Annotated in this window: 13 protein-coding genes; 6 read left to right on the forward strand and 7 right to left on the reverse strand. The window is 37.8% G+C overall.

Annotated elements, in window-relative coordinates:
• Positions 1-35: 35 nt before the first annotated feature.
• Complete coding sequence (locus tag H4J75_RS03165) at positions 36-1730, reverse strand: S8 family peptidase (RefSeq protein WP_220465217.1); 1695 nt, start codon at positions 1728-1730, stop codon at positions 36-38.
• Between the two features lie 294 nt (positions 1731-2024).
• Positions 2025-3863: a S8 family serine peptidase gene (locus H4J75_RS03170; protein ID WP_182221320.1), complete on the reverse strand. Its 1839-nt coding sequence runs from the start codon at positions 3861-3863 to the stop codon at positions 2025-2027.
• A gap of 440 nt (positions 3864-4303) precedes the next feature.
• Here H4J75_RS03170 and H4J75_RS03175 point away from each other — a divergent pair, with 440 nt between their 5' ends.
• Positions 4304-6679: a S8 family serine peptidase gene (locus H4J75_RS03175; RefSeq protein WP_182221321.1), complete on the forward strand. Its 2376-nt coding sequence runs from the start codon at positions 4304-4306 to the stop codon at positions 6677-6679.
• A gap of 110 nt (positions 6680-6789) precedes the next feature.
• On the opposite strand, the gene H4J75_RS03180 is transcribed toward H4J75_RS03175, so the two are convergent.
• The 3 genes from H4J75_RS03180 to H4J75_RS03190 are packed head-to-tail and all read right to left on the reverse strand — an operon-like array spanning position 6790 to position 8073.
• Entirely contained in the window at positions 6790-7593 is an 804-nt protein-coding gene (locus tag H4J75_RS03180) for a formyl transferase (protein WP_182221322.1), read from the reverse strand.
• A gap of 40 nt (positions 7594-7633) precedes the next feature.
• Positions 7634-7885: a prolyl oligopeptidase family serine peptidase gene (locus H4J75_RS03185; RefSeq protein WP_310733760.1), complete on the reverse strand. Its 252-nt coding sequence runs from the start codon at positions 7883-7885 to the stop codon at positions 7634-7636.
• Positions 7885-8073 (reverse strand): prolyl oligopeptidase family serine peptidase, encoded by a 189-nt coding sequence (locus H4J75_RS03190; RefSeq protein WP_182221324.1) that lies wholly within the window; start codon positions 8071-8073, stop codon positions 7885-7887. The genes H4J75_RS03185 and H4J75_RS03190 overlap by 1 nt, the downstream gene beginning before the upstream one ends.
• A gap of 78 nt (positions 8074-8151) precedes the next feature.
• On the opposite strand from H4J75_RS03190, the gene H4J75_RS03195 reads away from it, so the two are divergent.
• Complete coding sequence (locus H4J75_RS03195; RefSeq protein WP_070375470.1) at positions 8152-8340, forward strand: DUF2892 domain-containing protein; 189 nt, start codon at positions 8152-8154, stop codon at positions 8338-8340.
• A 254-nt stretch (positions 8341-8594) separates the two neighbouring features.
• Here H4J75_RS03195 and H4J75_RS03200 read toward each other — a convergent pair whose 3' ends face one another.
• Positions 8595-8858 carry a hypothetical protein gene (locus tag H4J75_RS03200; protein ID WP_070375469.1) on the reverse strand — a complete coding sequence of 88 codons (264 nt, stop codon included), beginning with the start codon at positions 8856-8858 and terminating at the stop codon, positions 8595-8597.
• A 338-nt stretch (positions 8859-9196) separates the two neighbouring features.
• Between H4J75_RS03200 and H4J75_RS03205 the strand changes: the two genes are divergently transcribed.
• The 4 genes from H4J75_RS03205 to H4J75_RS03220 all read left to right on the forward strand — a co-directional run bounded on the left by H4J75_RS03205 (position 9197) and on the right by H4J75_RS03220 (position 11979).
• Positions 9197-9955 carry an ABC transporter substrate-binding protein gene (locus H4J75_RS03205; protein ID WP_182221325.1) on the forward strand — a complete coding sequence of 253 codons (759 nt, stop codon included), beginning with the start codon at positions 9197-9199 and terminating at the stop codon, positions 9953-9955.
• Between the two features lie 170 nt (positions 9956-10125).
• Positions 10126-10497: a VOC family protein gene (locus H4J75_RS03210; protein ID WP_070375467.1), complete on the forward strand. Its 372-nt coding sequence runs from the start codon at positions 10126-10128 to the stop codon at positions 10495-10497.
• Between the two features lie 133 nt (positions 10498-10630).
• The gene (locus H4J75_RS03215) at positions 10631-10828 is read left to right on the forward strand and encodes a CPXCG motif-containing cysteine-rich protein (RefSeq protein WP_182221326.1); all 198 of its coding nucleotides are present in this window, start codon (positions 10631-10633) and stop codon (positions 10826-10828) included.
• A 266-nt stretch (positions 10829-11094) separates the two neighbouring features.
• Positions 11095-11979 (forward strand): MYG1 family protein, encoded by an 885-nt coding sequence (locus H4J75_RS03220; RefSeq protein ID WP_182221327.1) that lies wholly within the window; start codon positions 11095-11097, stop codon positions 11977-11979.
• A 173-nt stretch (positions 11980-12152) separates the two neighbouring features.
• On the opposite strand, the gene H4J75_RS03225 is transcribed toward H4J75_RS03220, so the two are convergent.
• Complete coding sequence (locus H4J75_RS03225) at positions 12153-14405, reverse strand: hypothetical protein (RefSeq protein WP_182221328.1); 2253 nt, start codon at positions 14403-14405, stop codon at positions 12153-12155.
• Positions 14406-14693: the final 288 nt, after the last annotated feature.

Consider the following 14693-nt stretch of genomic DNA (forward strand, 5'->3'; position numbering starts at 1 on the left):
GCCACTTTAATAACAGTGGCTTAGAGTGAGTTACACTATTGTGGTGCTACCCAATTATTAACATCAATTCCGGTTGTACTATCAGCAACACTCATTCTCCAAATCACCGAGTCAGATTCGACATTCATTCTCCAAATGACACTGTCCGTTTCGATGTTCATTCGCCAGATAACACTATCTGTTGAGGCAGTGTTTCTCCAATCGATAGCATTTTCGATGAAATTCATTCGCCAAATGACACTATCACCATCAACGTTGCTTTCATCCAATTTCCACACATATTCATCGCCTAAACCTTCAACATAAAAATTACCATCATCATTAATATTGGCAGGTCCAAAATAGTGTTCATTACCAGCAATGTCTTGTGCAATATCTAATGCTTGATTCGCACATGCTGAAGCGTTACTAGCTAATGCATCCGCCACATTAACCACGCCTGAACCTTGTTGAAATACGCTATAAGCAAGTTCACCGTTATTATCGAATGCGGTATGAGCACTGTCCATTAGTCTACACTTAACTTCGTCAGGAGTTAACGTTGGATCTTGGGTCAACATCAATGCCACTACACCAGAAACAACGCCAGCAGCTTGCGATGTACCTGACATTTCAAAATATCGTCCGCCGTCGTGAAATTCTGGATGTTCCTGAACGATTTGAGTATCAAAAGCCATTAATCCTGATAAATGGCCGCCTGGTGCGACAATTTCTGGTTTAACAAATCCTTCGACTGTCGGGCCGGCCGAACTAAAACTAGCGACTATGTCATCACTTAAATAAGAAGGCGTATAGTTATCAGTCATCGCACCAACGGTAATTATATAAGGTACATTACCTGGAACGCCGATTGTCATAGGGCCAGGACCACTGTTACCAGCAGAAGCAACGACAACAATACCAGCTTGCCATGCTTTCATTACTGCTTGGTTAAGTGGGTCTTCCCAATAGTATGAACGAGCTGGCCCACTGAACGACATGTTCAATACTTTTAAATTGATTTGATCTTTAACTTGTAGCGCCCAATCTATGCCACGAATAACGTCTGCATAGGTCGCCTTGCCTTCGGCATCAAAGGCTTTAATCCCAACTAATGCAGCATTCGGCGCAACACCATACACTTTACCGTAAGCGTCGTAATCTGCATTGCCAGCAATACTGGCGACATGTGTACCGTGGCCACTTTCTTCATTACTATAATTACTGATATTGTTATTAACCGCATCATAAGTTCCCCAGAACTTATCCCGACCATATAAATCAGTAGATAAACCTGAAGATGTTCCTTCTAATTGATCAAGGCCTGTATCTAAAAAACCAATAGTTACACCATCGCCAAAATTGTAGGCCGAATGAGCAGCAGAGGCCTCAATTAAGTCATTAACGACAGACTTTGGCTGCCATTTGCGCTTGCCCCAAGCATTACCACCAGACATTTCTACATTATGATTTTGCGTAACTTGAATATCTAACTGTGCATGTAACTGAGCCAACTGTTCAATATTAAGAGAAACGGCAACAGCATTGATAATAGCTAATTTATGCGTTGGTTGAACGTTTAGCGTTGCTAATTCTGTTTGCAATAATTGATAGTTATTTGAAGAAATAATGTACGATTGCTTTTGTGCATCTACATTTTTATTAAGTGTTGTATGGATCAGCCAAACAGTTACGCTGATAAGACCTAAAAGTGAGAGTGGTTTTATAATGTTTTTTACAGAAATATTCAAAATTTTTATCCCCTTTTCCCGTTACATCTTTTAAAAACGTCAGGGTAATTTAACTTAATGTTTGTAATTTAAATTTAAACAATTGTACATTTAAACAATTTTTAATAATTAGTTACAAAATACACATTGATTGTGAACATAAACTAAACCGGACCCAACCTGTAATAACTTATGAGTATATACATATAACTAAAAATCATTACATATTACTAAAATAAAAATATCCAGCTCAAATAATGAACTGGATATCAACTAGTTAATAAGACTACTTCCTTGTACTAATAACGTATAAATCTAGAAATTAACTGTCGTTTCCGTAGAACAATTACTAGTTCCTTGGTCACAGACTTTATATGTAAACGAACCAGAAGTTCTAAAGCTGTCGGTATAAGCACCATCGTTTGCCGTTGTTGTTCTTAAAGAACCATTACGGATAATATCGACACTTGCAGTAGCTGCACCTGACCAAGTTACGTCAACTTTGTTTTTACCTTTAGCCTTGTATCCTGATGCGTCAGCAGTAATATCGCCACCTTCTACTGGAGGAGGAGTAACAACGCCACCACCACAACCATTAGCGGTTAAGTAATCGCTAGCCGCTTTTGCTTTAACGATACCGTGACCAAAGTAGTCATCGTGACCTGTAGCGCCGTTATCTTCCGCTGTTGATTTTAGTGCATCACGAATTTCTGTACCCGTACAACCGTTATGATTAGACCAAACTAGCGCAGCAATACCAGATACTGCTGGTGTTGCCATTGAAGTACCGCTCATGAAACCGTAATCGCTAGCTCCAATGTTAATATCAACTGTATTTGCTGCTAATAACGCTGCTCCATCTTCTTGAGAAGCCCCTACTGCAGGAATGCTAGTTGCGTTAGTGTCTCCCAAAGTACCATATAGCATACCAGGTTCGTTATTATATAGAACCGCACCGATACCGCCTGAAAGTTCACAGTTATTCACTTTATCATGGAAAGAAATAACGCCACGCTCTATAACACAAACCATACCGTTTGCACCTGAATCAGTAGACTCTGCAGTACCCATGTTGTAAGTATTACCTGAAACTGACCCTGAGTTTTCCATTGCAGAGGAAGCAAAAGCAACGCCATCAGCACTCATTGAAGCGCTAGTTGCCATACCCGCCGGGTAAGTAGATAATGTATCGACACCACCAGCTGTTACTTCAACACAAATAGTTTCGTCTGTGACAGTCGTTGCATTTTTGCCTTTACCTGAAGTAGCTGTACAGCTTGGAAATTGTGAGAAGTCTGCAATAGCGTTGTTATTGTCGTTTGCACCAATCATCATTACTGAAGAGTAACCCGCTGGGAATGAACGAACATTGTTACCATCGTTACCTGCTGCTGCTACAACTAAACCGCCCGCATCTGTAAATGCTTTAAATGCGTTCTCTTCAGTGCTGTTTGCACCACCACCACCCAAACTCATGCTGATAATGTTCGCGCCAGCGCCAGAACAAATATTTGCTGCATAAGCTAAATCAGAAGAGTATCCCCAACCTGCTTCGTTAAATACTTTAACAATATGCATATCAACGCCCGGTGCCATACCAACAACACCAAAACCATTATCTGCAGCACCAATGGTACCGGCTACGTGAGTACCGTGTGGGCCACCGTTTTCATCCCAGTTACCTGTGCCTGAATCATTAGTACCAGTGATATTGTTCCAAATAAAATCTTGGTTAGAGCGATCTAAACCTGAATCGATAACACATACCTTCATACCTGCGCCAGCGTTAAAGTTAACTTGGTCAGCTTGAGATTGAACAACCGCATAAGGAGTAAGTTCAGTTGTAGCAGGGTTGCCTGCAGTATCACTATATACAGAAAGTGGTACACGGCGTTGATCTTCTTCGATCATTTGAATATGTGGGTTATTTAATAAACCTTTAACTTGGCTTAAGTCTTTACCAGCGAATGAAGCAGCGATAAAACCTTTGCCGTCAACTTTTAATTCGCCGCCTAATTTTTTAGCGAGAGCTTTAACAAGGCCTTTTTTACTTTCGTCTACTTTAATAATGTATCGATCATCGGCAGCTTGTGCTGAAAATGCTGCGGTAACGGCTAAAGCAATAATTGATGTCGTAAATTTAGAAGCTTTCATATGTTCTACTCTCTCTTATATATAGGGACGTTGTTTATATTATTTTTATGATCAACGTTATGTTTTATTTTATTGAGCAGTCCTTACTATCTTGATGATGACTTATTTATCTTGGTTAAATCAGTATCGTGCATCTTGCATAATTCGATAATATCAAGTCAGAAAATATTCCCTAGCAAAATAGCGACAGCTTTTCGAAAAAAAACGACAAAATAAAAATAAAATCTATTGTTTCATATAGATAACTACAAAAACAAAAACCACCTTGTCGCTTTACTATGAAAAACAGTCTGTGGTTTGCTAGTTAAAATATCGCAAACAAGCCATTATTTTTGCAATGGGTTTTCACCCACTAAAGCAATACATAATAAAATACGTTGAAGGTAGCCTAGGCAAACGTTCAAATTAAACGTAAAAATAAACGATGGAGTTTATATCAGATGAGAAATAACAAACGCCTTGCACTCAGTGCAGTAGCCTTATCTATTCTAACCGTAACTAGCGCGGCAAGTTATGCGAGCCAAGCTAAAATTAATAAAGTAAATAAAAGCGGAATGGAATCTGCCCAATCAACAACATTAAGTTTTGCTGATTGGCGTGCACAACAAATGCTCGAAAAGCAGGATTTTACTGATCGTTTAATTGTTAAATATAAAAACAAGAAAAACGGAAAAGCAATCCCTCCAGGATTAGCGAAAAAAGCAGGCTTATCGTTAAAACACGAAAAGATTTTGAAAAATGGTCATCACATTATTTCTTTTGGTAAAGAAAAGAACATTAAAGATGTGAAAACCATGATCAACCGCATGAAAAAGGACTCATCAATTGAGTTCATTGAGCCTGATTACAAACGCTTTTTAATGGCGCAAAATCAACCTTGGGGTATCGCACAAACACAATCAGACCAATTAACTGATAACGACGGCGCAAATATGACCGTGTGTATTATTGATTCTGGTTATGAACAGGCAAATCCTGATTTAAATGCTAACAATGCTTCAGGTACCAATAACTCAGGTACTGGAAATTGGTATCAAAACGGGGGGTCTCACGGTACTCACGTAGCCGGTACTATTGCTGGTGTTAATAACAGTGAAGGTGTTGTTGGTATTATGCCAAACACCAATGTAAATCTGCATATTGTTAAAGTATTTAATGAAGCGGGTTGGGGTTATGTTGGCGAGTTAAGTGATGCAGTTGATACTTGTGTAAATAATGGCGCAAAAGTTATTAACATGAGTTTAGGTGGTGCAGGTTCAAGTGTTACTGAGAAAAACGCATTACAAGCCGCTGCTGATTCTGGCGTATTATTAGTTGCCGCTTCAGGTAATGATGGCAATACCACATTATCTTACCCTGCTTCTTATGACGCTGTTATGGCTGTTGGCGCACTTGATAGCAACAATCAACATGCTGAGTTTTCTCAATACACACCACAAGTTGAAATTTCTGCGCCTGGTGAAGCTGTTTTATCAACCGTTGCTGGCGATGGTCGCTTAGGTTTTATTAACTTAGGTTCAACAACTTATGCTAATGATATTGTGCCACAAACTCATTACATTGAAAGTGGTGGTAGCTTCATCGTAAGCAATGTAGATAGCAGTGCAAACGGTGTTTTAGCAAGTTGTACACTTTCAGGAAGTAACTACAGCTGTAGTAATGTTGCTGGTAATATTTGTTTAGCAGAACGTAATGATAACCAAAAAGGCAGTAATTACCCCGAAATAAACCCAGCTAAAGCTTGTGCTGATGCAGGTGCCTCTGGTGTTATTGTTTATAGTGACAGTACTCGTCCTGGTTTACAAAATCCATTCTTAGTTGATTCTACTAACGCTGTTTCAGTGCCCAGTGTTTCGGTTAGTCGTGCGTTGGGTCAGCAATTATTGACGCAGTTAGGCAGTGCGGCAACGTTAACGGTTAACGGCTCGCAAAACTATGCTTATTACAACGGTACTTCAATGGCTACGCCTCATGTTACAGGTGTTGCAGCGATTGTTTGGAGTAATAACATTGATTGTAGCGCTGACGAAGTTCGAAGTGCATTAAAATCAACGGCTATTGATCTTGATGTTGCTGGCCGCGATGACAAGACAGGTTTTGGCTTAGTACAAGCAAAAGCAGCGTCTGATGCATTAGCTGCAACTTGTGGTGGTAGCGTAACACCACCACCGCCACCAACTGGTGATGATGTATTAAGTAATGGCACAACCAAAACTGGTTTAGCTTCAAGTACTGAACTTAGCTTTACAATGGAAGTTCCAGCGGGTGCAACAGACCTAACCTTTGATATGGCTGGTGGAACAGGTGATGCTGATTTATATGTTAAATTTGGTTCAGCACCTACAAGTACTAGCTATGACTGTCGTCCTTATGCTGGTGGTAATAGTGAAAGTTGTCCTATTAGTACGGCACAAGCGGGCACTTATTATGTGAAAGTTGTTGCCTACTCAGCTTTCTCTGGTGTTAACTTAACAGGTAGCTTTACTGAACCTACAACAGGTGGCGGAGCAACCGGTGGCAGTGCATCTTTAACGGATATTAGTGTCGCTCGTCAAGCATGGACTTATTACACCATTAACGTACCAGCCGGCATGGCAACATTAGACTTCACGATGAGTGGTGGTACTGGTGATGCTGATTTATATATTCGACGTGGCGCACAGCCAACATCATCAACTTATGATTGTCGCCCATACAAAGGTGGCAATAATGAAGTTTGTTCATTTACCAGCCCTGTAGCAGACACTTGGCATATCGGTATTTACGGCTATTCAGCTGCTAGTGGTGTAAGCTTGGATGTTGTTTATAATCCTTAGAACGTCATAAATTAGCGATTATATTAATGGTAAAGACTAAAGGGGGGGAGCATTATTAATGCTCCCCCCTTTTATTTGCAACAACATATTAGTTAAACTAAAATTTATACTTACAGGTAATGTTGTTGTATAAATTCAATGTACTCTTGCTCATCGGTGATTTTAAAACCACTTTGTTCAAAGTCTAGACATTCATTTTTATTTGGAAAGGTAAAATAGCTAGCACTCTTTTCTTGTGGCTGAGAACAAAGTAACTCGTCATTTTCAAGTGTTTCAATAGCCGCTAATATATCGGTTGCACCTTGCTTATAAAGCTCAAGCACATGCCATAAATAAGATTTCTCTCTATTAACTAGTGTGGTAGAAGTCTTGATTATTTTTCCTGTATCTATCGAACCATCGTCAATGGTGTGCAGTGTCGTACCTATTTTATCGTCGTTATTTTTCATTGCCCAAAACGTCGCCATCACACCTTTATACTTAGGTAATATGCCAGAATGCAGATTAATAATGCCTTTGGTAGGAATATTAATAACCTTTTCTTTTAGGATGCCACCAAAGCGTATTGAAACAATAAGTTCGGGCGCCAACTCTTTCAAATCATTAATCATCTCAGGCGAATTAATTTGCTTGACGTCTCGAATCGCTGAATTTAAAAAGACGCTAAAGCCATCAAAAGTTTTATAGCTATCGTTATTACTTTTAGTCTTAGGAATTAGCGGACTTAGCAGTTGGTTAAACAAGTCTTGCTCGAAAAACTTTAGCGTCTTTAATGGCGTTGGTATCACACTGCTTTTGCCTACTTTTGCTGATAACCACAGATGAACCTCATGGTGTTTACAGACCTCTGGTAGCAGTTTATTCAGTGCAAAATTACTCGCTAAATCTTTATTAGCCAAAAATAAAATTTTCATAATTAAGCTCTTTTGCCTATTTTATATTAAGAATACATCATCACTTTAGGCTGACTAAATGTTGTTTAAAAAATTCGGCAATGGCTGTAAAAGCTTTGTGTCGATTACGCTGAATAGACAAATAGTGGTCGCCGTCTGCCAATTCAATATATTCAACTGGCTTATTTAAGTCTAATAGCTTCTGGTAAAATCTTTGGCTTTGACGAACATTAACCAAGGTATCGCTGGCACCATAGAATAATAACATAGGTATATTAATTCGCTTTGCCTGATAAAACGGTGAACGGGCGATTAAGTGTCAACATCTTTACCCATTTGGTGTTCTACAAATTTCTTATTAGTGTAGTAACGACTCTTAAAAAAAATATTTCGAAGGTCGCTCACTCCGGCAAAACTGACTGCGTACCAAAATAAGTCAGGTGTTTTTAACGCCGCCATGGCCGCCGCATAACCACCATAAATTGCGCCAACAACATACATTAGTATTTGCTAATTTAATAAAACCTAATATAATCTACTGTAATACTAATTTAACCATACCAATATCACGGAGTTACCATGACTAAGAACGATGCATTAAGACTAATAGCAGGCACAATGATACTTATTTCACTTATTTTAACCGTAACATTATCAATAAACTGGTTATGGTTTACTGCTTTTATTGCGGTCAACTTAATACAGTCATCATTTACTAAATGGTGCCCAATGATGGTCTTATTAAAAAAAATAGGCCTAAAAGATTAACCAAACACCTTATTCTAGCAACAAACTCGTCGAATATTCTGAACCATCGGTATTAAGGAGTATAAAGTGTAATCACTGCCCTTTGGACTTATTCATTAATGCTTTAGTTTAGTGTGCCGACAGCCAGAAATTTTGCATCCTTCTATGGCGATTAGCTGATCGCATATTTTTACCTGCTGGTAGTCTGTCTTAACCGCTAATACATCAATATTTCATACTATTAATGTATTAGAAAAAATTAATAGGATTACTCTTTATAATCGAGTTATTTTTTCGTTTAGGTTGTAGTTTTTATCGGTAACGATAGCTTCCAATACCTCTATTCGACTTAATTGGTCACCCAGTGTTTTATTAACCGCTGCCGCGACTTCTGTCTCTAAATTAGCTTTTTCTAATTTCAACGCTTCTACTTCTAATTCTTTTATTTTCTTTTTATTGGTACTTAATACCAAAATAATTAAAAAACTCACTAAAAAAATCACAGCGATACTTAAAAATACCCAAAGGTTTATATTCATGGTTAGGTTGTCTCATTATTCATTAAATAAAAATGCTATCTTGCAAAGTTTATTCCTTATATATTTTATCATTATTTCAATCACTTAAAAAACGACAACTTGAAAATATGGCTATATTAGCTAAGCTTTAGCGAAGATTACTATTATTTCGCAGTATCACTTTGGCGATACAGTTCAATCAGTTCACCTTATAACGATTAAGCTGTCTGCCATAGCACCACAAACTTAGCAGGATTAAAACCCATTAAATATTTATAATTTCACCATGAGATTTATTCCCTTAACTACCCATATTCTGCTATGTTTATTGTAAGATCACCGATTGAAAAGAAAGTAAAATGACTCTAAGTTGTAAAATAAAGTTATGCTTTATTAATATCCTTCTTATCACATCATGGCCACTCATCGCTGATACCTATAAGGTGATTTCTTACGATCCTGCCAATCCTCCACACAATATCTCTACAATAGATCAACAAGGCAAGGCTACAATATCAGGCATATTTGCCGACATGTTTCACCAAATAGGAGAAATTACCGGCGATACTTTTATAATGGTTAAAATGCCAGCCGCTAGAGCTATGCTTGAATTTGACCTTGGCCGTGTTGATATTGAACCCGGAATCAACCCTATTTGGCGCAGTAATTCAAAAGAAATAGGTTTGTATTCCATTGCCTATGAACGTGTTGAAGAAGTGATTGTTTTTCGCTCTGGTGATGAATTTGAAGTAAAAGGACCAAGAGATTTATTTGGACACAAAGTAGGCATAGTTAGAGGCTTTACTTATCCTAGGTTTGAGGCATCCTTTACCAATAATGACATCAACAAGGTATTAAATAAATCAGAAAGTTTGCTCATTAAGCAATTGTTGGCTGAACGCGTTGACCAAATTTTTATCAGTAAATCCTCAATACAATATATGAAAAGACATCTTCCAACTTTAAGTGATATTGTCGTTGGAGACGTGGTGAGCTCGGTAGAAGTTATGATGCGTGTACACCCAACAAAACTTGAACTTTTACCAAAATTAAATAAAGCATTACAACAAATGATTGATAATAAAAGCATTGAGAAAATCATTGCTAAATACCAATAAATAGTTAGCCACGTTGTTAAAATAGTTAATATTCATCATATTGTACGAGTTATAAATTCATCCCATAATATCTGAATAAACAAGCGTTATTGACATGATTTGGTTAACCTGTTGTAGTTAACATTCTACTTAAAATGAATCACCTTAATCATAATTAAAAAGGAATAGATATGCTTAGCTATGCCACCATCGGTGTAACCGATTTAGAAAAATCAGAAGCCTTTTATAATGAACTCTTGGCACCTATAGGCGCTAAAACGTTAATAAAAATGGAACGCATTATATTTATTGGTAAAAGTATGAAAGAGCCCATGCTCGCTATTTGTGTACCTTATAATGAAGCGCCTCAAAACTGTGGTAACGGCAATATGCTTGCTATTGCGCCGGGCTCAAAAGAGCAGTGCGATGAAATGTATCATAAAGCCATTGCCTTAGGTGCGACTTGTGATGGAGAACCAGGGCAGCGTATACCTGACGTATTTTATGGTGCTTACTTTCGTGATTTAGATGGTAACAAAATCGTTTTTAATCATTTTGGTTAATTACCAGTATTCAGGCATAGCGTTGAGTTATGCTTGAATATGGCTTTATCATGACACCTTTCCCACCTATCATTTAAAATAACTCTCGATAATAAATGATTATATTACTGACAATTATAGGAAACCGTAACAATTGAATCAATTGACTAAAAAGCGCATAGGATGTCCTTATTGTGGCGAAACAATTAAAGTACTCATTGATTCAGCCGACGTAGACCAGCAGTATATTGAAGATTGCCAAGTTTGCTGTAAACCAATAATTTTTTTAGTTTCAGAAAGCATGGACGGTGATCTTGATGTTAATATTTACAGCGAAGATGATGCGTTTTAAGCCCAATTTAGAAAATACCCCCTATCATTCCCCTTAGCTAAACGCAGATTCAATCAACATTATTAACAAGGATATTATTGTTCTTTATTGATTTTTGCACCGCTATTGAAAACTAGTGTTATTAAAAGCCCACTATTTTTGTGAGCTGTCTTCGTATAGAATCTGCCTTATAATTTCTACACCTTGACGTTGTCCCAAATCGGCCAGTCAAAATAGTGAAGTTAACTAGCAACATCTTCTTATTCCTTTCTAAAATGATATAAAAAATGAATGATATAACTATAGCAACTCACAACGGTAATTTTCATGCAGATGACGTGTTTAGTATCGCTGCTCTTAAACACATTTTTCCTAACTTTAACCTCATACGCACACGCAATTTAGAGGTTATGGGTAAAGCAGATCTTGTTATTGATGTTGGTGGTGAATATAACGCAGATGCAGGTCGATTCGATCACCATCAGCGTGGTGGTGCCGGTGAGCGCGAAAATGGAATTCCTTATTCTTCATTTGGCTTGGTTTGGTTGAAATATGGCTTAGAAATATGTCAGGGTAACCAAGACGTAGCTAACGCTGTTGATGCAGGGCTAGTTTCAACAATTGACGCTATTGATTGTGGCTATACCGAAGGCTCTTCTAAAGGTATAAACCAAGGTATTAGCCTTAGCCAAACGATTTCAATGTTCAACCCTACTTGGCAAGAAGATAGTCACTTTGATAGCTGTTTTGATGAGGCGGTTGAGTTTGCGACACGTATTTTGACACGGTTTATTGCCTCTGAAAATGGCGGAATTAGTGCAAAAGAAATTGTCGCTAAAGCGATTGAGAATGCAGAAGATCCAAGAGTGATTGTTTTAGATAAATATACGCCATGGAAAAGAACCGTTCATGCTCTGTCTGCACAAGCTTTATATATGGTTTATCCTTCTGGCTCTGGTCCTTGGAGAATTCAAACAGTGCCTGTTGAACCGGGTTCATTCGAAGATAGAAAATCACTACCTCAAGCATGGGCTGGCTTATCTGATGATGCGCTAAAAGCCGTAACCGGTATTGACGATGCAATGTTCTGTCATAATGGCCTTTTCATAGCCGGAGCAGAAACTTTTGAAAGTACTATGAAAATGGCTGCTATTGCATTGCAAGATGAATAAAAATAATCGCATTATTCGCACTGTACCAATCACATTGCGATTATATGGCTGATTTCGCCTTAGTGATATCAGCCATAAACCAAACGTTCTGCCACAAAAATTTCTGATTTAACTATAGAAATACTTCACGCTATACAGACAAGAGTATAAATATCGTTATATCAAAATCTTAACTATTGCTTAAGTACCGTTATTTGTTTTAGCATTTCAGTTTCTAATCGTCCTATTAATGCCGTAAACCTTGGCTGTTGCGCTAGATCGATAAAATAAGGTGATTGTAATAAGTTAGCACGCCAATTATATAAATAACCATTATCAATGGCAGCTTCGAGGTACTTAATCGTCTGCTCATCGTTATTTTCGAGTGAGCTACTGATAGCAAGGTTCATGTATTCAATACCCAACAAGCGTGCTTGACCTGTAAGATAAAAAGACTCATCTCGTCCCTTTACTCCCTCAATAAGCTTTTCAACTTTGGCTAACTGACCTTGTGCTTTATAAACACAGGCAAGTAGCAAAATACCATTTACATTTTCTATAGCATTCAATGTTGCGGGGGGTGGTTGATTAACCCATTCATTTATCCCCGGGATATGTAGATTAATCAATGCCTCTGCATCGGCAAATTTTTGCTGCTTGAGTAATAAGTATATGGCACCAGTAATGAAGCGCTCTTTGAGTTGTTTACTGGGATATACCGTATTAGCATCGGCTATGGTATCGTTAATGAGTATTAACGCTTTAGCGGTTTGCCCAAGATAAATAAGACTGTTCACTTTTTGATTGATAATTTCAGCGTTATTGGCATTAATCGACATTGCCTTTTCTGCATATTCAAGAGACTTAAGACCAGATCCCAAAGATAAATAGTAGATCGAAAGTGCTTGAGGAAAATAAGGGTCGTTAGGGTCTAACCTTGCACCATTTTCAGCGAGCTTAATAGCATCAACAATTTGCCCCATATGCTGTGCATATATTTGTCCTAAATAAAAAGGATAAAAAGTATTCTTCGGGTTAACCTTAATAGCTTGTTTAAGCGTTTGTTCCGCTTCTGAATATTTTTGTAATGTTTGTACTAAATATACTGCAAAAAAATACGGTAAATCAGCATTAAGTGGGTCAACTTTTTGAGCCCTTTCAAATAAAGCCCTGGCGTTATCTTCTCCCATTTCAGCACCATTTGATTGTGCATGCCTTATGATGATATCGACATTATTAGGATTTAGCCGATAAGCTTCTTTTGCATACTGATTACGTAACTTACGATCTGTTTTTATAATTAATGACCGAACAAAATAAGCTTCAGCAGAGTTTGGATTAATGCTAAGTACTTCTTTAATTAGCGCTTCTGCCTTATCAAGTATTAGCCAATCAAAGCGACTACCCGTAATAATTTGACGAGCATATGTTTCTGCCAGCTTAATGCGCGCCATCAAAAATTCGGGGGCAATGTCTGTTGCTAACTCAAGAGCAGCAGCGGCATTATCTAAACTTTCAAAGGTATAGGTATGAAGTCCCCTTAGGCCTTGCAGATATAAATCATAAGCTTTAGGGTTGATAGTTTGCGCAGAAGATACTGTCTTAACTAATGATATGCCTAAGGTTTCCTTCAGTGCATCGACAATTTCTGCTGATATTTCATCTTGTACTTGAAAGATGTCATCAAGCTCGCGATCATATGACTCAGACCACAAGTGTTTATCTGTCTCAGCATTGATGAGCTGAGCGGTTATGCGCACTCTTACACCCGACTTTCTCACACTGCCTTCGAGTACGTTTTTCACACCTAAAATTTTAGCAACTTCCGAAATATTAATCTTGGTATCTTTATAGGCAAACGCCGAAGAACGAGAGGTTACTTGTAGTTTCGGTATTTTTGCTAATACATTTAATATTTCTTCTGAAATACCATCGGAAAAGTATTCTTGTTCTTTATCAGAAGACATATTTACAAAAGGAAGTACAGCAATCGAGGTACCCTTTGGCTCTGATATTAATGGATTATTTGCATTAACTTTGATGGAAACTTGGGCAATAACTTCAGCTTGTTCTGTTGGCAAGACTAAAGCCGTTGGTGATTGAAAACGACTCTCATAAATAAAGTAAATCAAGGCAATTGCCATAAGGCCAATAATGATAAAATCTAATTTACGACCCGTAAGAGCAGCAGTAGAATCTCCAGATGATATGGCGGATTCAAGCTTGATACCGTCGGGGGTTATTTCAAACGCCCAAGCAAAAAAAAGAGCAAAAGGAAAACCAATAAGACCAAAAAAAAATACCGCAGTATTTATCCAATTAGGCAAGTGTAATGCCGGAACAGCAATTGACGTGATTTGAACAACAACCCAAGCAAGAACAAGGTAGGCAATCCCAACCTTGAAAACATTTCGCCTTTTCAGTTCTGATATCAAAGATTCAGCCACATTTAATCCATAAATATGTTTATTTTTTAGCCATGTATAATCAATGTAATGCTATTAATGACTTAAATCAAACTTAAGAGGTTTAATAAGCCAATTTGCTTAATATAAAATATTACACAAAAAGAACGCCTGCAAAGTGTAAATAGTTATCAAATACATTGTATGCACATTCTCCACTGCCAAAGCCATTATCGAGGGTGTAATAGCCTTAGCTAAATCATTAAAACGTAAAGTGAGGGCTAAGGGCAAATAACTGGAAGGCTGATATAAGTTGGCAAACCTAAATAA

The organism is Colwellia sp. BRX10-1 (assembly GCF_014077545.1).
GTDB lineage: Bacteria > Pseudomonadota > Gammaproteobacteria > Enterobacterales > Alteromonadaceae > Colwellia_A.

Excerpts from the sequence above, each read along its gene's own strand:
- H4J75_RS03175 (WP_182221321.1), top strand. The coding sequence starts at position 4,304 with ATGAGAAATAACAAACGCCTTGCACTCAGTGCAGTAGCCTTATCTATT.
- H4J75_RS03220 (WP_182221327.1), top strand. The coding sequence starts at position 11,095 with ATGAATGATATAACTATAGCAACTCACAACGGTAATTTTCATGCAGAT.
- H4J75_RS03205 (WP_182221325.1), top strand. The coding sequence starts at position 9,197 with ATGACTCTAAGTTGTAAAATAAAGTTATGCTTTATTAATATCCTTCTT.
- H4J75_RS03195 (WP_070375470.1), top strand. The coding sequence starts at position 8,152 with ATGACTAAGAACGATGCATTAAGACTAATAGCAGGCACAATGATACTT.
- H4J75_RS03190 (WP_182221324.1), bottom strand. The coding sequence starts at position 8,073 with ATGTATGTTGTTGGCGCAATTTATGGTGGTTATGCGGCGGCCATGGCG.
- H4J75_RS03210 (WP_070375467.1), top strand. The coding sequence starts at position 10,126 with ATGCTTAGCTATGCCACCATCGGTGTAACCGATTTAGAAAAATCAGAA.
- H4J75_RS03170 (WP_182221320.1), bottom strand. The coding sequence starts at position 3,863 with ATGAAAGCTTCTAAATTTACGACATCAATTATTGCTTTAGCCGTTACC.
- H4J75_RS03180 (WP_182221322.1), bottom strand. The coding sequence starts at position 7,593 with ATGAAAATTTTATTTTTGGCTAATAAAGATTTAGCGAGTAATTTTGCA.
- H4J75_RS03200 (WP_070375469.1), bottom strand. The coding sequence starts at position 8,858 with ATGAATATAAACCTTTGGGTATTTTTAAGTATCGCTGTGATTTTTTTA.